Annotated in this window: 20 protein-coding genes; 11 read left to right on the top strand and 9 right to left on the bottom strand. The window is 70.0% G+C overall.

Annotated elements, in window-relative coordinates; translation table 11 throughout:
* The first annotated feature begins 263 nt into the window (after positions 1–263).
* Positions 264–1,202, top strand: a complete 939-nt coding sequence (locus LDL49_RS23275) for a sugar phosphate isomerase/epimerase family protein (RefSeq protein ID WP_225293273.1) — start codon at positions 264–266, stop codon at positions 1,200–1,202.
* Between the two features lie 239 nt (positions 1,203–1,441).
* On the opposite strand, the gene LDL49_RS23270 is transcribed toward LDL49_RS23275, so the two are convergent.
* The gene (locus LDL49_RS23270) at positions 1,442–2,317 is read right to left on the bottom strand and encodes an iron-sulfur binding domain-containing protein (protein ID WP_225293271.1); all 876 of its coding nucleotides are present in this window, start codon (positions 2,315–2,317) and stop codon (positions 1,442–1,444) included.
* 78 nt (positions 2,318–2,395) lie between these two features.
* Between LDL49_RS23270 and LDL49_RS23265 the strand changes: the two genes are divergently transcribed.
* The gene (locus LDL49_RS23265; RefSeq protein ID WP_225293269.1) at positions 2,396–3,091 is read left to right on the top strand and encodes a hypothetical protein; all 696 of its coding nucleotides are present in this window, start codon (positions 2,396–2,398) and stop codon (positions 3,089–3,091) included.
* Between the two features lie 168 nt (positions 3,092–3,259).
* Here the strand turns inward: LDL49_RS23265 and disA are convergent, their stop codons facing one another.
* The 5 genes from disA to LDL49_RS23240 form a co-directional block, all read right to left on the bottom strand.
* Complete coding sequence (gene disA, locus LDL49_RS23260) at positions 3,260–4,342, bottom strand: DNA integrity scanning diadenylate cyclase DisA (RefSeq protein WP_225293267.1); 1,083 nt, start codon at positions 4,340–4,342, stop codon at positions 3,260–3,262.
* Positions 4,343–4,382: 40 nt separating this feature from the next.
* Positions 4,383–5,801 (bottom strand): DNA repair protein RadA, encoded by a 1,419-nt coding sequence (gene radA, locus LDL49_RS23255; protein WP_225293265.1) that lies wholly within the window; start codon positions 5,799–5,801, stop codon positions 4,383–4,385.
* 71 nt (positions 5,802–5,872) lie between these two features.
* Positions 5,873–6,178, bottom strand: coding sequence for a thioredoxin (trxA, locus tag LDL49_RS23250; RefSeq protein ID WP_225293263.1), 306 nt, complete (start codon positions 6,176–6,178; stop codon positions 5,873–5,875).
* Positions 6,175–6,549, bottom strand: coding sequence for a MerR family transcriptional regulator (locus tag LDL49_RS23245; protein ID WP_225293261.1), 375 nt, complete (start codon positions 6,547–6,549; stop codon positions 6,175–6,177). The genes trxA and LDL49_RS23245 overlap by 4 nt, the downstream gene beginning before the upstream one ends.
* A 643-nt stretch (positions 6,550–7,192) precedes the next feature.
* Positions 7,193–7,891 carry a class I SAM-dependent methyltransferase gene (locus tag LDL49_RS23240; RefSeq protein ID WP_225293259.1) on the bottom strand — a complete coding sequence of 233 codons (699 nt, stop codon included), beginning with the start codon at positions 7,889–7,891 and terminating at the stop codon, positions 7,193–7,195.
* A gap of 55 nt (positions 7,892–7,946) precedes the next feature.
* Between LDL49_RS23240 and LDL49_RS23235 the strand changes: the two genes are divergently transcribed.
* The 7 genes from LDL49_RS23235 to LDL49_RS23205 all read left to right on the top strand — a co-directional run bounded on the left by LDL49_RS23235 (position 7,947) and on the right by LDL49_RS23205 (position 14,654).
* Positions 7,947–8,756, top strand: coding sequence for a sugar phosphate isomerase/epimerase family protein (locus LDL49_RS23235; RefSeq protein ID WP_225293257.1), 810 nt, complete (start codon positions 7,947–7,949; stop codon positions 8,754–8,756).
* Positions 8,757–8,767: 11 nt separating this feature from the next.
* Complete coding sequence (locus LDL49_RS23230; RefSeq protein WP_225293255.1) at positions 8,768–9,517, top strand: class I SAM-dependent methyltransferase; 750 nt, start codon at positions 8,768–8,770, stop codon at positions 9,515–9,517.
* A 16-nt stretch (positions 9,518–9,533) separates the two neighbouring features.
* Positions 9,534–10,115 carry a TetR/AcrR family transcriptional regulator gene (locus LDL49_RS23225; protein WP_225293254.1) on the top strand — a complete coding sequence of 194 codons (582 nt, stop codon included), beginning with the start codon at positions 9,534–9,536 and terminating at the stop codon, positions 10,113–10,115.
* Between the two features lie 115 nt (positions 10,116–10,230).
* Complete coding sequence (locus LDL49_RS23220; RefSeq protein ID WP_225293252.1) at positions 10,231–12,330, top strand: (Fe-S)-binding protein; 2,100 nt, start codon at positions 10,231–10,233, stop codon at positions 12,328–12,330.
* Between the two features lie 148 nt (positions 12,331–12,478).
* Positions 12,479–13,276 (top strand): hypothetical protein, encoded by a 798-nt coding sequence (locus tag LDL49_RS23215; RefSeq protein ID WP_225293250.1) that lies wholly within the window; start codon positions 12,479–12,481, stop codon positions 13,274–13,276.
* Positions 13,273–14,343 carry a glycosyltransferase gene (locus LDL49_RS23210; RefSeq protein ID WP_225293248.1) on the top strand — a complete coding sequence of 357 codons (1,071 nt, stop codon included), beginning with the start codon at positions 13,273–13,275 and terminating at the stop codon, positions 14,341–14,343. Before LDL49_RS23215 ends, LDL49_RS23210 begins: the two co-directional genes overlap by 4 nt.
* Before the next feature lie 29 nt (positions 14,344–14,372).
* Positions 14,373–14,654, top strand: coding sequence for a metal-sensitive transcriptional regulator (locus tag LDL49_RS23205; protein WP_080044376.1), 282 nt, complete (start codon positions 14,373–14,375; stop codon positions 14,652–14,654).
* Positions 14,655–15,137: 483 nt separating this feature from the next.
* On the opposite strand, the gene LDL49_RS23200 is transcribed toward LDL49_RS23205, so the two are convergent.
* Positions 15,138–16,760 carry a hypothetical protein gene (locus LDL49_RS23200; RefSeq protein ID WP_225293247.1) on the bottom strand — a complete coding sequence of 541 codons (1,623 nt, stop codon included), beginning with the start codon at positions 16,758–16,760 and terminating at the stop codon, positions 15,138–15,140.
* Positions 16,761–16,822: 62 nt separating this feature from the next.
* Here LDL49_RS23200 and LDL49_RS23195 point away from each other — a divergent pair, with 62 nt between their 5' ends.
* Entirely contained in the window at positions 16,823–17,725 is a 903-nt protein-coding gene (locus LDL49_RS23195; protein ID WP_225293245.1) for a DUF1349 domain-containing protein, read from the top strand.
* On the opposite strand, the gene LDL49_RS23190 is transcribed toward LDL49_RS23195, so the two are convergent.
* Positions 17,697–18,218, bottom strand: a complete 522-nt coding sequence (locus tag LDL49_RS23190) for a gamma carbonic anhydrase family protein (protein ID WP_225293243.1) — start codon at positions 18,216–18,218, stop codon at positions 17,697–17,699. The two genes, LDL49_RS23195 and LDL49_RS23190, sit on opposite strands and share 29 nt — an antisense overlap.
* Positions 18,219–18,365: 147 nt before the next feature.
* Here LDL49_RS23190 and LDL49_RS23185 point away from each other — a divergent pair, with 147 nt between their 5' ends.
* Positions 18,366–19,433, top strand: a complete 1,068-nt coding sequence (locus LDL49_RS23185; RefSeq protein ID WP_225293242.1) for a coiled-coil domain-containing protein — start codon at positions 18,366–18,368, stop codon at positions 19,431–19,433.
* Between the two features lie 245 nt (positions 19,434–19,678).
* Here LDL49_RS23185 and LDL49_RS23180 read toward each other — a convergent pair whose 3' ends face one another.
* Positions 19,679–19,918, bottom strand: coding sequence for a hypothetical protein (locus LDL49_RS23180; RefSeq protein ID WP_225293240.1), 240 nt, complete (start codon positions 19,916–19,918; stop codon positions 19,679–19,681).
* Positions 19,919–20,030 lie beyond the last annotated feature (112 nt).

The following is a 20,030-nucleotide window of genomic DNA, read 5'->3' as shown; positions in this document are numbered from 1 at the left end:
GTCGTTTTCTGCGTCGTTGCCGAATTTTTGGAAACCTGGGTACAACGCCACCGGGAGTAGTACTACACTGCGTAGAGCAATGCCAAGTCTCATTCAAGTCGTCCCCAAGGCGGCGTTTTCAGGGTGAGGGCTGCTCCCTGGGGAGTACTAGGGAATCAACTCAGGGCGGACGCGTGCGCCCCCCGGCAGCAGGCATGCTCGACAGGTCCGCATGATCCCCAAGGCGGGCGACGGGAACGACCATGCAAGCCGTGGAGGATTCAATGCGTCTGCGTCACGATGACGGAACGCTGGTTCACCTCGCCTACAACGCAGGCGTACACCCCGCGGAGGACCTGGAGAACCTGATCGCCCACCTGACCCGCTACGCGGTGCCGGTGCGCAAGCGGCTCGGGGTCGAGCGCATGGGCGTCGGGCTGTGGCTCTCGCCCGGCGTGGCCGACCACCTCACGGCCGACCGTATCGAGCTCGTACGGCTGCGCAGGTCGCTGGAGGAGCGCGGCCTGGAGGTGGTGAGCCTCAACGGCACCGGCGGACGCAACCTGGAGGTGCCCGGCCCCGACTGGGCCAAGCCGGAGCGCTACCGCTACACGATGGCGCTGGCCAAGATCCTCGCGTTCCTGCTGCCCGACGACGTACGCTTCGGCAGCATCTCCACCATCCCGATCGGCTGGCGCCACGACTGGCCCGCCGACCTGCACGCCATCGCCACCCGGCGGCTCGAACGGCTGGCCAGGGAGCTGCGCGGCATCTACAGCGTCACCGGCAAGACCATCCGTGTCGGCTTCGAGCCCTGGCCCGGTTGCGTGCTGGAGACGACGGAGCAGGCTCTGGAGCGGGTGTGCGGGATCGACTCCGAGCACCTGGGCGTCTGCCTCGACGCCTGCCACCTGGCCTGCGGCGACGAGGAGCCCGGCGCGGCCCTGCGGGGGCTGGCCGCCGCGGGCGCGCCGGTGGTCAAGCTGGGGCACGTGCACAACCACACGGGGGATACGCCCAGCACGGGCGCGGTGCTGTACGACACGATGGCGGCGATGCTGTCGGGGGCCGTGAGCGGGAGCGCGCACATCGAGGTCGAGACGCACAACCTGGCGGTGCCGGGCCGCGCCAAGGGGCCGGGCGCGCTGGTGTCCCTGCTGGCCGAGCAGCTCGACTGGGCCCGCACCAGCCTGACCGGGTTGGGCCTGCAACTCGCCGCGTAGCCCCGGCGTACCTCGGTCCGCTGGCCGCGTGGCCCTGGTCACGGCTCGGTTCGCTGGCCCCGTAGGCCCGACTGCACCTCGGTTCGCTGGCCGCGTCTCCGCAGGTGAGCTGCGGTCTGCATGCCGGGCCCCATATGCCCTGGTTCGTGGCGCTGAGGGGACCGTTGCCAGAGGCGCCCCCCGCCTCCGTAGCCCGGTGGTCCGATCCTCTCCCGGCCGGCTGGGGCCGGATGAGCCGGTCAGGAGTGGGGCAGGCGGTAGGTGCCGTCGTCGAGGTGCTCGGCGAGGCCGTCCGTGATGAGGCCGTCCAGGGCGCGCTCCCGCTGCACCGGGTCGTCCCACACCACGTCGAGCGCTGCCTTGGGCACCGGGCCGTGAGCGGCTCGCAGCACGGCCAGCAGGCGGCCGCGGCACTGCCGGTCCGTCCCCGCGTACGTCTGGCCCTTACGGGCGGGCCCGGCGTGTGGTGGTTTGCCGGCCAGGCGCCAGGCGCACACCTGGGCGATGGGGCAGTCGGCGCAGCGGGGCGTGCGGGCCGTACAGACCAAAGCGCCGAGCTCCATGACGGCCACGCCCCAGCGGGCGGCGCCGAGTTCGGGCAGGAGGGTCTCGGCCAGGCGGCGTTCGGCGGCGGAGGTGGCCGTCGGCGGGTACTCCTCGGCCCGTACCGCCCTCGCGAACACCCGCCGGACGTTGGTGTCGAGGACCGCGTGCCGCCCGCCGTACGCGAAGCTGGCGACCGCGGCGGCGGTGTATTCGCCGATGCCGGGCAGTGCCAGCAGAGCCGCGTGATCTGACGGCACCTCGCCGCCGTGCTCCTCGGTGATGGCCCGCGCGCACGCGTGCAGCCGCAGCGCCCGGCGCGGGTAGCCGAGCCTGCCCCAGTGGCGTACGGCCTCGCCGGGGAGTTCGGCCGCCAGGGCCTTGGGGGTGGGCCAGCGGTCCATCCACTCGTGCCAGATGGGCAGGACGCGGACGACCGGGGTCTGCTGCAGCATGATCTCGCTGACGAGCACACCCCAGGGTGTCGCGTCGGGGGTACGCCACGGGAGGTCTCGGGCGTTGTCCTCGTACCACTCCAGAACGGGGACGTGTAGGAGGTTCGGCTCAACCACGCGCCCTAGGCTATGCCGAGATGGCGACCAGCGGCGTGTCGTCACCCTCCGTGGCCAATGGATTACCATGCTGTGAGTATGGATCCGGATACGATGGGTGACGGCAGCGGAGACGTCTACTGGCGACGGCGCATGAGCGTGCTGGTAGCGGTTCTCGTCGTGGTGGCGGTTGTCGCTTGGGCGTGTTCCAGCGGGGGGAGTGGGCCACAGCGTCCCTCCAACGCGCAGACCTCCGCGAGCGTGTCGCCCTCGACGGATCCGCTGCTCGACGGCCTGCGCACGCTCACCATGGGCACGGCCACCCCCACGGCGTCGGCGTCGGTGGCGCCCACACCGAGCCCCAGCAAGGTCACGCTCACGCCCATGACCCGGCCCAAGCGGCCCGGTGAGCCCTGCACCGAGGCCGACCTGGTGCTCAGCATGCAGGGCAAGCAGGACGTCTACCCGGCGGGCGTCCAGCCCAATTTCCTCATCACCCTGGTCAACACCGGTCCCGTCATGTGCTCGGCCGACGTGGGTCCGCGCTCCATGGAGGTGCGCATCACCTCCGGAGAGGACCGGATCTGGTCGACCTCCGACTGCGTCAGCGGCGAGGCGACCGAGATCAAGCAGTTGCAGCGCGGGGTTCCGTGGGTGCGTTCGCTCAACTGGAACCGGCGCCGCTCCAGCAGCGACTGCCGTACCGACCCGCCGGCCGCCCTGCCGGGTACCTACGTGGCCGTGGTGCGCATGGGCAAGCTCAAAAGCCCGATGGGCGTCTTCCACCTCCGCTGAGCAGGCCCCGGCCGAGCACGGCCCGCACGGCGAGCGCTCCAGGCACGTCAGACGCAGGGAGGTTGCGTTCTGGGCGTGTCAGTCGTACGGAGGTTGCGTTCTGGGCGCGTCAGACGTAGGGACGTTGCGTTGTTCTGGGGGCGTCTGATGTCGCGCTTCAGGGGTGTGTCAGACGTAGCGCTCCAGGATGGAGGACTCCGCGAGGCGGGAGAGCCCCTCGCGGACGCTGCGCGCCCGGGACTCGCCGACGCCGCCCACCGCCTGGAGGTCGTCGATGCTGGCCGCCAGCAGCTTCTGCAGCCCGCCGAAGTGGTTGACCAGCCGATCGACCACGGTGGCGGGCAGGCGGGGCACCTTGGCCAGGAGGCGGAACCCGCGCGGGCTGACCGGGCTGTCGAGCGTCTCGTCGCCACTGTGGCCCAGCACGTGGGAGACCGTCGAGAGGTCGAGCAGCTCCTCGCCCGAGAGCTGGTCGAGGTCGTGCATGGCCTCCGCGAGGCGCCGGTGCCGACGGCCGGCGGGGGCCGGGAGGTAGTCGCGGACGACCAGCTCGCGCTCCGAGTCGACGCCCGCCACCAGCTCGTCGAGCTGCAGCGACAGGAGCCGGCCGTCGGTGCCGAGCTCGACCACGTAGCCCTTGATCTCGTCGGAGATGCGCCGGACCATCTCCAGGCGCTGGGCGACGGCGGCCACGTCACGGACCGTCACCAGGTCTTCGATCTCCAGGGCCGACAGCGTGCCGGAGACCTCGTCGAGGCGGTGCTTGTAGCGTTCGAGCGTGGCCAGGGCCTGGTTGGCCTTGGACAGGATGGCCGCCGACTCCTCCAGCACGTAGCGGATGCCGTCGAGATAGAGGGCGATGATCCGCATCGACTTGCTGATCGCGATGATCGGCAGGCCGGTCTGGCGGGCGACCCGCTGCGCGGTGCGGTGGCGGGTGCCCGACTCGTCGGTCGGGATGCCCGGGTCGGGCACCAGGTGCACGGCGGCGCGGACGATCCGCTGGCCGTTGCCCACCACGATCGCGCCGTCCATCTTAGCCAGCTCGCGCAGCCGCGTGGCGGAGAACTCGACGTCGAGCTCGAATCCGCCGCTGGACACCTCTTCGACCACTTTGTTGTAGCCGAGCACGATCAGGCCGCCGGTCTGACCGCGCAGGATCCGCTCCAAGCCGTCGCGCAGTGGTGTGCCCGGGGCCACAGAGGCCAGGGCTTCGCGACGGCGGTCGTCGAGACTCCTGTCGTTTGGCACCTGACCCCCGTGTCGAATAGTCAAGCCAAGCTTAGCCGCGCTATGTGACGTGCGTGAGTGCGTCCCAGACGTTCTCCACCTCGACCACCTCGAAGCCGGCCGCGAACGCCACCGGTCCGACGGGCACCAGCGACCGCTGTCCGTCCCGCTTCCCGTCGCGCCGGCCGGTGCCTTGGTCGAGGGAGCCGGCGGGCACCAGCCCGCGCTTGAACCCCAGCCTGGCGGCCTCGCTCAGCCGCCGCCGTACGTCCTTCACCGGGCGCAGCTCGCCGGACAGCCCGACCTCGCCCATGGCCACCAGACCGGCCGGCAGCGGCTTGTCGCCGGCCGCGCTGGCCACCGCCAGCATCACCGACAGGTCGATGGCCGGGTCGGCCAGCTTGATGCCGCCGACGGTCGCGGTGAACACGTCGCAGCCGCCCAGCTTGGCGTTGAGCCGGCGTTCGAGTACGGCCAGGATCATCTGCACCCGATAGGTGTCGAGCCCCGATGAGCTGCGTCTGGGCTGCTGCGCCTCGGTCCGGGCGACCAGGGCCTGCACCTCGGCCGGCAGCGGCCGGGTGCCCTCGACCGTGACGGTCACGCAGGTGCCCGGCACCGGCTGGCTGCGCCGCGAGACGAACAGCCCGCTCGGGTCGGTGATGCCCTCGATGCCGCGCTCGTGCAGGTCGAAGCAGCCGACCTCCTCGGTGGGGCCGAACCGGTTCTTGATCGCGCGGACCATCCGCAGCCGGGAGTGGCGGTCGCCCTCGAAGTTGAGCACGACGTCGACCAGGTGCTCAAGGGTGCGCGGACCGGCGATCGAGCCTTCCTTGGTGACGTGGCCGACGAGCACGGTGGCCATGTTGCGCTCCTTGGCCAGCCGTACGAGATTGGCGGCCACCTCCCGCACCTGCGTCACCCCGCCCGGCACGCCGGTGGCCTGCGCGGAGCCGACCGTCTGCACCGAGTCGACGACGAGCAGCTTGGGCTGGACCTTGTCGACGTGCGCGACGAGGGCCGACAGCTCGGTCTCCGCCGCGAGGTAGAGATGGTCGCGGATGGCACCGATGCGGTCGGCCCGCAGGCGCACCTGGGCCGCCGACTCCTCGCCGGTCACGTACAGCACGGTGTCGCGCTCGGCGATGCGGGCGGCCGCCTCCAGCAGCAGCGTCGACTTGCCGATGCCGGGCTCGCCGGCCAGCAGCACCACCGCGCCGGGCACCAGGCCGCCGCCGAGAACCCGGTCGAGCTCGCTCACCCCGGTCGTGCGCGCGGCCGCCATCTCGGCCTTGACCTGGCCGATCGGTATCGCCGGCGCGGTCGTCGCGCCGGCCTGGACGACGTGCACCCCGGCGCGCGCGCCCTCTTCGTCGACCGTGCCCCACGCCTGGCACTCGCCGCACCGGCCCACCCACTTCGTGGTGCGCCACCCGCACTCGGCACAGCGGTATCCGGGCTTCTGCGCAGACTTGACCATGCGGAGCAGGCTAGCGGGCCGCGCCGACAATCTTCACGAGATACGGGCGGTCCTTCGCAAGGTACGGGCGTTCAGGTCAGGCCCAGTTCGGCCTCGATCATGCGCTTCGGCTTGGCCCCGACGACCTGCTTGACCGGCTCCCCGTTCTCGAACAGCAGCATCGTGGGCAGCCCCATGACGCCGTAGCGGGCCGAGATCTCTGGGTTCTCGTCGCTGTTGAGCTTGCCGATGGTCAGGCCGTGCTCGGCCTCGATCTCCGCGAGTACGGGGGCGACCATGCGGCATGGCCCGCACCATTCGGCCCAGAAGTCGACGAGCACCGGCTGGTCGCTCTTGAGCACCTTCTCCTCGAAGTTCGCGGTGTTCAGCTCGATCATTTCTCTCCTCTTAGAACGCAACCAGGGCACGCCGCGCCGAGCTGGGCGGCGACCTCGGCGCGGCGGGCGAGCAGGACGCGGATCTCGTCGTCGATCTGGGCCAGCTTGCGCTGGTAGACGGCGACCGACTCGCTGCAGGAGCCACCCGTGCTGTGGCCGGAGCGCAGGCAGTCGACGAAGGGCCGGGTGTCCTCCAGCGTGAATCCCACGGACAACAGCGCCCGGATCTCGGACACCAGCTTGATGTCCTCCTCCGCGTAGTCGCGGTAGCCGTTGGACCCGCGCCTGGCCCTGAGCAGACCGTGCTCCTCGTAGTAGCGGAGTGATCGGGTGCTCACCCCGGTCCGTTCGGCCAGCTCTCCGATGCGCATGCCTCCACGGTAAACGTTGACACTGACGTCAATGTCAAGCGCCTCTTGGTGCGGTCACCACGACGGTTCTCCAGGTGGGTTCGTCCCACGACCGTTTCGATTCGTGTGACGGTCCGTGGTGGTTGGTGTCCTTTGGAGGGATACCCCTTTCCAGGGGCGGGTGAGAGCGGTCTGTGGTGGCTGGGGTCCGTGTGGAGGAACGACCGCTCCGAGCGCGGAAGAAGGCGGTCCAGGTGGCAGGGGCCTCATGGGGACCCCACTTCCGGGGAGCGGAAGTAAACGGTCATCGGTGGCTGCGGTCGCTGGGGAGGGACATGCGCTTCGGGGAAGCGGATGAGGGCGGTCCGTGGTGGCTGAGCCCCTGTGGAGAGCCGCCCTCTTGGGGGCCTGGAAGAGGGCGGTCCGTGGTGACAGGGACCTGTGGGGGATCCCCTCCCAGGGGCGGAAGGAGACGGTCTGGGGGCGGGATCCCCGCGGAGGGCGACCCCCTGCGGAGGGCCACCCCTGCAGAGGGCCGCACCCTGTGGAGGGCCGCCCGCTCCGAGGGCGGGAGGGGGCCGTCTGTGATGGCAGGGGCCTTGAGGGACCCCCGGAGGGAGCGGAAGAGCGGAGGCCCGGCGGACGGTCGTGGGTGCCGCACTAATCAGTACGAGCGCCAGCGCAGCACGTTCGGGTAGGGGAGGTCGAGGCCGGGGGTCTCGGCGATCGCCTGGGCGGCCACCTCGGGCGTGAACTCGATGCGCAGCACCGCCTCCAGGTCGGCCCGGCGGGAGAAGGCCATTCGCAGGTCGAGTGGCTGGCGCCGCCACCCGTGGAGGTCCCAGAAGGACTCCACCGTCCTGGCGGAGTAGGTGGGCACCGTGCGCTGGAACCACCTGCCGAAGGCCCCACGGGTGGCGTCCAGGTCGATGACGAAGGCCGTGCCGCCGCGCCGTACGACCCGGGAGAGCTCCCGTAAGCCGGGCTCGCAGCCGGGGCCGAAGAAGTAGGCCCACCGCGCCACCGCGACGTCCACGGACGCGTCGGGCACGGGCAGGGCCTGCGCGGTGGCGGCGTGGATCTCGACGGAGGGCAGCCCGGCGCAGCGGCGGCGGGCGAGCGCGACCAGGTCGCCATGGGGCTCGACGCCGATCACCTTCGCCGCCTCGGCCGCGAAGGTCGGTAGGTGGTAGCCGGTGCCGCAGCCGATGTCGAGCACCGTGGCGCCGTCCCAGGAGCGCAGGGCGCGCATCGCCGCGTTGGCGGCGCCCTCGGGGTCGACGGCGCGATTCTCCAGCTCGTAGACCTGGGGAGAGTTCCAGATGTTGGGGCTGGGGATGGCGCCTTTGGCGATCCGTGGCATGGTCCAACCGTAGGGCTCGCGCGCCAGATCGGCGTCACCGGCTTAGGCTGGCAACGTGGCTGACGTCATCCGAGTGCCCAGTGCGAAGATCGCATTGTCCACCGCTTCGGTATATCCAGAACGCACCCCCGACGCGTTCGAGCTGGCCGCGCGCCTGGGTTACGACGGGGTCGAGATCATGGTCGGCGCCGATCCCGTGAGCCAGGACATCGACGTGATCGAGCGGCTCTCGGAGCATTACGAACTCCCGGTGCTGGCCATCCACGCCCCCTGCCTGCTCGTCACGCAACGCGTCTGGGGCCGCGACCCCTGGGCCAAGCTGGTCAAGGCCCAGAAGGCGGCCGAACGGCTGGGCGCCTCGACGGTCGTGGTGCACCCGCCGTTCCGCTGGCAGCGCGAATACGCGCGTGACTTCGAGACCGGGCTGGCCCGCATGCGTGAGGAGACCGGAGTCACGTTCGCCGTGGAGAACATGTTCCCGCTCAAGGCCAGGGGCAACGACGTGGTCCCCTACTCACCCGACTGGAACCCGACCGACTACGACTTCCCGCACGTCACGCTCGACCTGTCGCACACGGCCGTCTCCGGCACCGACGCCATGGAGATGGCCACCAAGCTCGGCGACCGTCTCGCGCACCTGCACCTGGCCGACGGCCTCGGCGTGACGAACAAGGACGAGCACCTCGTACCCGGCAGGGGCAACCAGCCGTGCGCGCCCATGCTGGAACGGCTGGCCAAGTCCGGCTACGGCGGCCTGGTGGTGCTGGAGATCAACACCCGCAAGGCCGCCAGCCGTACGGAGCGGATCGACGACCTGGCCGAGGCACTCGCCTTCGCCCGCCTCTACCTGGCGGCCGCCCGATGAGCGTCGGACCGATGAGGAAACTGGGCAAGGTGTTCGACAGCGTCGCCGACGCCTACGACGCGGCCCGGCCGGCGTACCCCGACGAGATGTACCACGCGCTGTCGGAGGTGTCCGGCGTCGAGTTCGCCGGCGCGACGGCGGTGGACGTGGGCGCGGGCACCGGCATCCTGACGCGCGCGCTGCGGGCCCGCGGCTCGCGGGTGATCGCGGTGGACGCGGGCGCGGCAATGCTGGCCCGCCTGCACTCGAAGGTCGAGGACGGCGGCACGGTCGCGGTGCTGGCCGATGGCAACGCGCTGCCGCTGACGGACGGGGTGGCCGATCTGGTGACCTACGCCCAGTCCTGGCACTGGCTCGACCCGGTGATCTCGATCGCCGAGGCCAGGCGGGTGCTGCGGCCCGAGGGGGCCATCGCGGGCTGCTGGAACTTCGCCCACGCCGCCCAGGCCGACTGGCTGGCCGCCTATGAGGTGCGGCTGGCGGAGGCGTGCCCGACCTACTGGGGCCAGGCGCTGGAGGAGTGGTCCGTGCCGCCCATCGCCGCTGCCCTGGACGTGGTCGAGGAGCGCTGGATCGCCTGGACCCGGCTGATCGGCATCGAGGACTTCCTGCTGGATCTCCGCTCGCATTCCTACATGGCGGCGCTGTCCCCGGAGGCCGCCGACGAGCTCGTCGCGCGCCAGCGGGTGGAGCTGCGCAAGGTCTTTCCAGAGGGCGTGATGCACGTGCCAATGCGCGTCTACCTGGCCGTGGGCCGATGACGATCAAGACAGCGGCATGAACGCTGCCAAGAGGCCGGGGCGGCGGCCGGGGTCGGCGGATACGCGGGGGGAGATTCTGGCCGCGGCCCGGCGTGTCTTCGCCGAGAAGGGGTTCGACAAGGCGACCGTGCGCGGCATCGCCAGGGAGGCCAAGGTCGATCCCGCCCTGGTGCACCACTACTTCGACACCAAGGAAGGCATGTTCGCGGCGGCGATGCGGCTGCCGGTCACTCCCGAACAGGTCGTGCCGTTGCTGCTCGACGGGCCGCGCGAGGAGATCGGGGAGCGGCTCGTCCGGCTGCTCCTGACGGTGACGGGTCAGCCCGAGACGCGCGAGCCGATGATCGCGCTGATCCGGTCGGCCATGACGAACCAGCAGGCCGAGATGATGTTCCGGGAATTCATCACCAACGCCCTGCTCTTCCGGGTCGCCGACCGGCTCGAGGTGCCGCCCCTGCGGATCGAGGCCGCCTTCGGGCAGATGTTCGGCATCGTCATGGGCCGTTACGTGCTCAAGCTGGAGCCGCTGGCGAGCGCCGATCCCGAGGAACTGGTCGAACTGCTGGCCCCGACGATACAGCGCTACTTGACGGGGTAGAGCATTGTTCTGGGCGCGCCGCCGGCCATAAGGTTACTAGTCGGTAGGATTCCGGAAGTGCCTGGCCGGTGACGTAACCGTACGCTGGCAGCCAACGTCGTCAGTGGGAGGTCCCGTGCTCTGGGTGGCCATCATCGGGCTCGTCATGACCGTCCTGGCGGTCGCCGTGGCGGGCCGCAGGACATTGTTCCTGTACAAACTCGCCACGGTGGGCCCGCCCGCGCCCGAACGGATCGAGTATGCGAAGACGCACGCCGGCGATGAGCTGAAGGCTCAGCTGGTGGAGGTGTTCGGGCAGAAGAAGCTGCTCAAGTGGACGCCGTCCGGCGTGGCGCACTTCTTCGTGATGTGGGCGTTCTTCATCCTGTTGACCGTCTACATCGAGGCGTACGGCGCCATCATCCAGGGCGCGATCACCGGCGAGCCCGACTTCCACATCCCGCTCATCGGCACCTGGGCGGTGCTCGGCTTCCTGCAGGACTTCATCGCGGTGGCCTGCCTGCTCGGCCTGGTCGCCTTCGCGGCCATCCGGATCAAGAACTCACCGAAGACGCTCGGCCGCAAGTCCCGCTTCTCCGGCTCCCACCTCGGGGGCGCCTGGCTCGTCCTGTTCATGATCTTCAACATCATCTGGACGCTGTTCCTGGCCCGTGGCGCGGCGGCGGCCAACGGCAACTTCCCCTACTCCTCGGGCGCCTTCGCGTCGCTGGCCCTGGGCAAGATCCTGCCGGCCAGCTCGCTGCTGGAGGAGATCGCGCTGCTGCTGCACATCGGCTTCATGCTGGTGTTCCTGGTCATCGTGGTGCACAGCAAGCACCTGCACATCTTCACGGCGCCGCTGAACGTGCTGTTCTCGCGCCGCCCCGACGGCCTGGGCGCCGCGATCGAGCTGCGCGTCGACGGCAAGCCCGTGGACTTCGAGGACGAGGACCTGGACCCCGAGCGGCTCGGCCGGGGCAAGATCGGCGACACCACCTGGAAGGGCTTCCTCGACTTCTACAGCTGCACCGAGTGCGGCCGCTGCCAGTCGCAGTGCCCCGCGTGGAACACCGACAAGCCGCTGTCGCCGAAGATGCTCATCCTCGACCAGCGCGACCACGCCTTCAAGGTGGCCCCCTACCTGATGGCCGCCTCCACCGAGCACGCCGACACCGACGTGCTGGCGCTGCTGAACAAGCCGCTGGTCGGCGAAGAAGGCGTGATTCACCCCGACGTCCTGTGGTCCTGTACGAACTGCGGCGCCTGCGTCGAGCAGTGCCCGGTCGACATCGAGCACATCGACCACATCCTCGACATGCGCCGCTACCAGGTGATGGTGGAGTCGTCGTTCCCGTCGGAGGCGGGGGTGATGGTCAAGAACCTGGAGAACAAGGGCAACCCCTGGGGCATGTCCGAGATGAAGCGGGCCGACTGGATCTCCGAGCTGGACTTCGAGGTCGAGCTGGTCGAGGACAAGATGCCCGAGGACGCCGAATACCTGTTCTGGGTCGGCTGCGCCGGCGCGCTCGAGGACCGGGCCAAGAAGACCACCAAGGCCGTCGCGGAGCTGCTGCACATCGCGGGCGTGAAGTTCGCCGTGCTCGGCCCGATGGAGGCGTGCACCGGCGACCCGGCCCGCCGCCTGGGCATGGAATACCTGTTCAACATGCTCGCCCAGCAGAACATCGAGACCCTCAACGAGGCGGGCGTCAAGAAGATCGTCGCCACCTGCCCCCACTGCTTCAACACCCTGGCCAATGAATATCCGCAGCTCGGCGGCACCTACGAGGTCGTACACCACACGCAACTGCTGGCCAAGCTGGTCGACGAGGGACTGCTCACCCCGATCACGCCGATCGAGGAGAAGATCACCTACCACGACCCGTGCTTCCTCGGCCGCCACAACAAGGTCTACTCCCAGCCCCGCGACATCATGTCGAAGGTGCCCGGCGTACAGACGCAGGAGATGCACCGGCACAAGGATCGCGGTTTCTGCTGCGGCGCCGGCGGCGCCCGGATGTGGATGGAAGAGCGCATCGGCAAGCGCATCAACACCGAGCGGGTCGACGAGGCGCTGACCACCAATCCTGACACCGTCTCCACCGCCTGCCCGTTCTGCATGGTGATGCTCGGCGACGCCATCAACGAGAAGAAGAACACCGGCGAGGCGAAGGAGTCCCTCGAGGTCGTGGACGTGGCCCAGCTCCTGATCAAATCGGTTAAAAGCGGCTCCTGACGGGGGAATGTCGGACTCCTCTACAGCGCTTGTAGAGGAGTTCTGCACGTCAGGGGGCCCAAGTGCGGGAAAACTGCCATCCACATAACGGGAAAATCACGGTAACCTCAACGTCGCATGGCTTCATTCGACGGGGAGGGGGCTCGTGATGCGCGTCGTCGTCACAGACGCGGAAGTCACGCTCGCCGACGTGCTCTCCCTGCGACTCGCGATCGAGGAACCGCTGAGGGAAGGCACAGAGCTCGTGCTCAGGCACCGGACGACGGGGGTCGAGCGGGACGTGTTGCTCGGCACGCCGGGGGCCAGGACGCGGGAGGCCAGCCTGGCGGTGTCGCTGGCGCCGCTGATGCTCAGCCCCGGGCGCTGGGACGCCTACCTGCGCCGCGACGGCAAACGCTCGCGGCTGCGCAGCATCGACCCGGGCTTCTCGCTCGACCACCTCGACGCCTACGCCCTGTGCAAGCGGACCCTCGCCTATCGCTCCTATCGCACCCGTAACGGGTTCCTGGCGCTGAAGATAGCCGACGCCGAGCCCGCGGCGGAGGTGCGCTCGATCTGGTTCAGGGAGGGCCGGTTCGAGGTGATGGGCCTGCTCGCCTACACCGGTCTCGAGGACGACGACTCGCGCCACGAGGCCAGGCTGGCGCTCCAGCGCGAGCAGCCCGCCGAGACGACCATCCGCACGGTGGCGACCGTGCAGGGAGTGCGCTTCCACGCCGCGTTCTCCCTGGTCGACGTCGTTGAGGCCGATCCGGAGTCCTCGGGCGTCTGGGAGCCGTCGCTGGAGGTCGAAGGGGTGCCGACGCCCATGGCCCTGGGCGCCCGGCTCGACGACATCGACGGCAAGCGCCGCCGGCTGCACTACCCGTCCGCCAGGGTCGACGGAGTGGCCGTCCGCCCGGCCTACACCGCCGAGGACGAGCTGCGGATCGAGGTGGGCCGGTGAAGGTCAGCATCGTCGTCTCGTCCGCGTACTCCATGCGCGGCGAGGTGCGCTCCACCCTCAACCTCGCCACCGCCCTGGCCGACCGCCAACACGACGTCGAGGTGATCAGCCTCAGGCGGCACAAGGACAAGCCGTTCTTCCCCGTCAGCCCGAAAGTGGCGCTGCGCGCCGTGGTCGACGTCCGGCCCGGTGTCAGGCACCTGCTGCCCAGGGGGCAGGTGCGCACCGAGGTGGCGCTATGGCGGGTGCTGCGCGGCCTCAAGACCGACGTCCTCATCACCACCCGGCCGGGGTTGAGCGTCCAGGCGGCCAGGCACGCGCCACGGGAGACGCTCAAGCTCGCCCGGGAGTGGACGAACCCGGCGATACCCGGGCCCGTCAAACGCTTCTATCCGCGTCTCGACGCCGTCGTCACGGCCACGGAGAGCGCGCAGGAGGAGTGGGGCAGCCTGCTGGGCGAGGAGACGCCCGTACACGCCGTGCCGGACGCGCTGCCCGACGGCCCGTGGCCGCGCTCGCGGATGGACAACCGCATCGTCGCGGCGGGCGGCAGCTGGGAGCCCGTCAAGGCGTACGACAGGCTGATCCGGGCGTTCGCCACCGTCGCCGACAAGCGGCCGGACTGGCAGCTGCGACTGTACGGCGGAGGCCCCGAGGAGCGGCGGCTGCGCGCGCTCGTCCGAGAGCTCGACCTGCACAACCACGTCTACTTCATGGGCGTCACGCCGGACCTGGCGGGCGAGTTCGCCAAGGCGTCGATCGTGGCCAACACCTCCAGCACCGCCGATCTCGGCATGACCGTGCTGGAGGCCATGGGCTGCGGGGTGCCGGTGGTGGCCTTCGACGGCGCCAGGGGGCCGAACGAGTTCGTGGCCACCGGCTACAACGGGGTGCTGGTGCCGGCCGCCGACGACGGGCTGGAGCTGTTCGCGGCCGCGCTGCTCGCGCTGATCGACGACGAGCGCCGGCGCCGCTCGCTCGCCGCGGGCGCATTGGAGACGGCTATTCGGCACGAAGCGGCTGGAGTGGGCGAACAGTGGGAGAAACTGATCAGCGACCTCCGCTGAGCGATTCCGCTTCCGGGTACCTTAGGAGCATGCACGGGTACAGCGGAGACAAGCAGGCATATCTGACGCGGCTCAGGCGCATCGAAGGGCAGATCAGGGGCCTGCAGAGGATGGTCGACGACGACGCCTACTGCATCGATGTGCTGACCCAGGTGTCCGCGGCGACGCGGGCGCTGCAGGCGGTGGCTCTCGGGCTGCTCGAGGAGCACATCTCGCACTGCGTGGCCGACGCCATCAACACCGGTGGGCCCGAGGCGGAGGCGAAGGTCAAAGAGGCGTCAGCGGCGATCGCGCGTCTCGTCCGTTCGTAGGAGGCGGCGGGCTCAACTGACTAGTCATGTTGTGCCGTGGCGAACCATCCCTGAAAACGACCGTCCCGGACCCCACGGGATCCGGGACTAGGTCATTAGTGATGGTCTTCAGCGGCTCGCCGAAGTCCGCAATCCGAGCGCGTCGTCGAGCTCGTCCAAGGTCAGCCGCCGCTCGCTGATAGCGACGGCGGTGAGCACCTCGGCGTAGAGCGCAATCTCGTCCAACGCGACACGGTCGTGGACCCGAGAGTCCAGGTCGTCGTGCCCCACCGCGTCGTCCTTCCTTCCGCAGCCCACACCCTCTACGAGGTTACGGCGGGGGCCCTTCCGGCGACATGGCCCATCGGAGTCATTCCTTTCAACGCCACCTGGGCCCCACGGGGATCATTTCCCCAATCAGAGATCACAATTCAGCTAATGGTGCGTTGCTTCTAGTCTTAGAACGATATGGGTGGGGTTAGAGTGAAATAGCGTATTAGTGGGTTAGAAGTGCATGTCGTCGCGTTCGGGGATCAAGCGGTGGACGAGCGCCGCCGCTCCCGCGAACCCGCGCTCCGGCACCCGTGCCCCCGTGACCCGGCCCCACGCCAGCCCGACGGCGTACGCGGCCCCCAGCACGGCCGCCGCGGCCGCCCGATCGGGCGGCTCGACACCGGATCCAGCCGCCCGCGGCTCCTCCCGCACGGGCGCCGACTGCCGCTCCACCTCAGAGGCCCGCGGCACGGCGAAGCCCGGCGCGCCCGTTCCAGGGAGAGCGTGGGCCCCCGTCTCGGGTAGTGCGCCCGTGCCGGGCACGGCATGGGCTCCCGTTTCGGGTATGGCGTGTGCGCCCGTGCCGGGCAGGGCGTGAGCTCCTGTCTCCGGTATGGCGTGTGCGCCCGTGCCGGGCAGGGCGTGGACCCCCGTCTCGGGTACGGCGTGTGCGCCCGTCCTCGGCACAGCCGCGTAGGCGCCCGTCTCCGGCGGCCCGGCGCGCCACGGATAGGGCAACGGCGCCCGCGTGGGGAAGCCCTCGGGCTGGGTGGTCTCCGCCGCCGAGGTGCTCGTCAGCCCCGCCCGGGCGAGCTCCTCGTACGCCCGCCGCAACCGGTGGTCCAGATACCCGGGAAGCAGCCCCCGCGAGTCGGAGAGGTCCGCCAGGAAGGCCGCCGCCGCCCGGGACGGCTCGGTGGTGAAGTCCAGCGCCTCCAGCAGGTCGTAGACGGTGTGGCGGAAGTGCGTCTCCGGGTCGGTCTCCACCAGCGCCGCCCGGCCCAGCCGCTCCGGCAACCGGTCGAGCCACGCCTGCCGTACCGTGTGGTCGTCGCGCAGGGCCGCGCGGTCGTCGAGGTGCGGCTGCCGGAGCGTGGGCTCCACCATCGTGAGCAGCGCCAGCGCGCGCGGCCTGAAGCGGGGGTCGGACAGCAGGATCTGGGCCGTGTCCGCGATCGTGGCGGCCAGCCGGAGCGCGGCGCGGGAGTGCCCGGCGCGCAGCCGCTCGGAGATGAGCGTGACGAGGTCGAGCAGCGGCGGCGCGGGCAGCCAGCGCACCCACTCGTCACCGGGCAGCGGCCGCCGCAGGTATTCGCCGAAGGCCGTGATGAGCCGCTCGTTGCCGTCGAAGGCGGGCGCGTACGCGCACCACATGATCGTCCCCCAGATCGCGGCGACCGTGCTCGGCACGTCTCTGGCGAAGATCGCGTCGAAGGCGCTCAACGGATAGTCGCGCTCCGACCGGCGTTCCTCGGCCCGCAGCAGCAGCCGGATCTGATCGGTGAGCCCGGTGGGCACGTCGGGACCGACGAAGGCCTGGGTGGAGCCCGGCTCGGCGGCGAAGTCCGGGCCACGGGGGATCACCCGGACGGGCAGCACCGCGGCGGGGTGCCGGGCGTCGCGCGTACGAGCGTCCCTGGGCGGCGGCGACAGGTGCCAGCGGCCGTCGGCGGGGTCGTGCAGATACCAGCGCGCGTGCGCCCCGAACAGCCACCGGTCCCCTTCGGGCGTCACCAGGGCTCTGGCCGCTATCACCTGGGCGCGAACGGGCACGGGAAGCCCGGGCCAGCGCGGGTCCGCGACCATCGCGCGGACCGCCGCCTCGACGGCGGTGAACGCATTCCAGGAGCGCACGGCGGCCATCGTACTGGTCTGATGTGAATCAACAACGGGCTTTACCCGGCAGAATGTCCGCTATGAGGGCAACGCTGGTGGGGGTTCTGTCGGTCTTGGGGGTTCTCGCCGGGTGCGGTACGGCCACTTCGGTGCAGCCGTCCCCCACCGGCCCCGGCGTCCTGACCCTGAAGGAGGCCTTACCCCCCAAGCCCGGCGGAGAAGTGGGTTCGGCGTCGGACGAGTTCGACGCCGCCAAGAATCTGTCGGTGTGGAGCAAGCTGAGCGACACCGAAAAGGACCTCGATCGGATCGCCAAGCTCGATGTCAGTACGACCGCCAAGGGCTCGCTGTACTTGGAGCCCAAGGTTTCCGCCTGGTTCGACGGCTTCCGCGGCCCGTTCGTCTACCAGGAGCTCGCCGGGGACATCGTCATGCACGCGCGGCTCAAGGTGGAGGGCAAGAAGGGCGCCACGCCCACGCAGAAGTTCTCGCTCGGTGGCCTGATGGCCAGGGTGCCCGATTCGTCCGGCAACGCGAACTGGGTGTCGGTGACCACCGGCACGGCCGACACGAGCGGCCAGCTGGAGATGACGTACACCAAGAACGGCAGTTCCGCGCCGAAGGAGGTCAAGATCAAAACCGGCTGGGTGGAGTTCGTCCTGGCCAGGGTCGGGACCGCCGCGGTGGCCCTGTACAAGGAGGACGGCGGCGCCTGGAAGGTCGGCCAGCGGTGGCCGGCGAACCTTCCCGAGGTGCTGCAGTGGGGCATGACCGCCTACACCGACTGGAACAGCTACAACACCCTCAAGAAGGATGCCGCCAAGGGCAACGCCCAGCAGGTCAAGGGCACGCCCGACGTCAAGATGACCGTCGACTTCGTCCGGTTCCTCCGGCCCGAGCTGCCCGACTACGCGGACGCGCTCAACACCGCCTCGGTGCCGGACGACGTCCTGATCAAAGTGGTGACGCCGTCCGGTGCCTGAGTGCCTTGGCCTGGTAGTTGTCCGGCGTGCGGGCGAAGCTCGCGCGGTCGTCGTCGGTGAGCTCGCGCACGATCTTCCCCGGCACTCCGGCGACCAGCACCCCGGCCGGGATCTTCTTGCCCGGCCCGATCAGGGCGCCGGCCGCGACCAGGGTGCCCGCGCCGACGCGGGCGCCGCCGAGCACGATCGCGCCGATGCCGATCAGCGCACCGGCTTCGACATGGGCGCCGTGCACCATGGCCTTGTGGCCGAGACTGACCCGGTGCTCCAGGACCGCCGGCTCGCCTGGGTCAGAATGGAGGCAGCACAGATCCTGTACGTTGCACTCCTCGCCGATCTCTATCCGCTCGTCGTCACCCCGGAGAACGGAGCCGTACCAGATGCTGGACGCCCGGCCCACCCGAACCCTGCCCACCACGACGGCGCCCGGCGCGATGTACGCCTCGGGATGAATGTCCGGGACTGCCCCGTTGTCCAATGCTGCGATGTACACCCGTCACATCGTAATTCCCGCCCCAGGTCTGGTGTTCCGGTTGCGGACGTGGGCAGATGGCAGGAAAGTCGATTCCTGACGTCTCGACGTCAGACCCTTACAAGCCGCCGGTTTCCCCCGCCTCACGCAAACCCTTAGGTAACCCCCATGACAAACCAGCACGAGAGCATTCCCGATCTGATGCAAGAGGACACCTTCGAAGTCGTGATGCGCGGCTACAACCGCCGTCAGGTGCACGACTACATGATCCGTACCCGTAACCAAGTCCGAGATCTGGAAGAGCGGCTGGCGCGGGCGATCGACCAGGCCGAACAGGGCCGGGTCGAGCTGGCGGAGGCCAGGCGGCGCATGGTGGAGGCGCCGCAGAGCTACGAGGATCTCAGCCCCAGGCTGGCGCAGATCCTCCGGCTGGGCGAGGAGGAGGCCGCCGCCAAGAAGGAGGACGCGGAGGCCGAGGCCATCAGCGTGCGTGACGCCGCCAAGTCGGAGGCCGACCGGCTGGTCTCCTCGGCGCGTGAGACGTCGGACAACATGCTCACCTCCGCCCAGTCGGAGGCCGAGCGGCGCGTGGGCGAGGCGACGGCGGCCGCCGAGCGCATGCTGGCCCAGGCGGGTGCCGACGCCGAGGAGAAGCTGACCAGCGCCCGCACCGAAGCCGAGGACACCCTGCGCGAGGCGCGGGCCGAGGCCGACAGCGTGCTCACCTCCGCCAAGCAGGAGGCCGAGCAGCTCGTCGCGTCCGCGACCGCGGAGGCCGAGCGGACGCTCGCGAACGCTCGCGCCGAGGCCGAGTCGACGCTGGCGTCGGCGCAGCAGCGGGCCGAGTCGCTCGACGAGCACGCGGGGCGGCGCGTCGAATACCTGAGCAACACGCACACCGAGGTCGTACGGAGGCTGACCGAGATCAGCTCCGTGCTCGGCGACCTCATGCAGACCGAGGGCAAGGCGGGTCCGCTCGTCATCGAGCCGCCCACCGCGCCCGAGCCCGCCGCTCTGGAGGCCGCCTCCCAGGAGGACCCTGAGGCGACCCACCAGATCGACCAGGTCGACCAGGTGCAGGAGGTCCAGGAGCCGGAGCACATGCCGACGCCGCAGGACGATGTGCGGGTCATCGTCGAGGACAGCCCGGCCGAGCGGACGGCGGAGGTCGAGCGGCCCGTCTCGGACGACACGGACGTCGACATCATCGGCCGCCTCTCGGACGTCCGCCGCTAGCCGCGGGACACCCCTTCGGGGGAGCGGAAGAACGGGCGACCGGCGAACTCGAAGAGCCCCGCCACATGGCGGGGCCCTGTTTCACGTCCCACGGGCGGAAGCCTCCGCCCCCGATCGGGTCGGAGGCTTCCGCGATCGTGGCCCTTATGGGGGCCCGGTGCCGGGGCCGCCGAGTCGCTGGACCCGGCACCGGGCTGCTCGCGAGCGTCCGCGGCGCACCGCTGGAGCGGTCCGTCGCCACGCTGTCACGGAGGCGCCGGACCGGCTCGCGGCTCGTGCGCGCCGGCCCTGCTCTCCTGGTCCCGGAGTTGCTCGCGCAGGCTCTCCGGGTCGTCGGCGTCGATGGTCATCGCACACCCGGCCTCGCGCTGCGCTGCGCTGAGCGGGTGATGTCGCGTGGCCCACCAACGGCCGGCGTCGCTCCGCCAGATGGTCCAGAGCGCGAACTCCCGGGCGATGTCGGCTAGATGCCGATCAAAGGACATCTGATCATCCCTCCGGGACCCGCGCAGGTTCCATCTCCTTGAAGCCTGCGTCACATCTCTAGAGAAGGCAATGATCGCAAGGGACAGGTCAACCTATCGCTTGACATTTCTG

It is taken from the genome of Nonomuraea aurantiaca (genome assembly GCF_020215705.1).
Classification (GTDB): Bacteria; Actinomycetota; Actinomycetes; order Streptosporangiales; family Streptosporangiaceae; genus Nonomuraea; species Nonomuraea aurantiaca.
The sequence above is the reverse complement of the archived record's forward strand: the minus strand, read 5'-3'. Positions and strand labels throughout refer to the sequence as shown.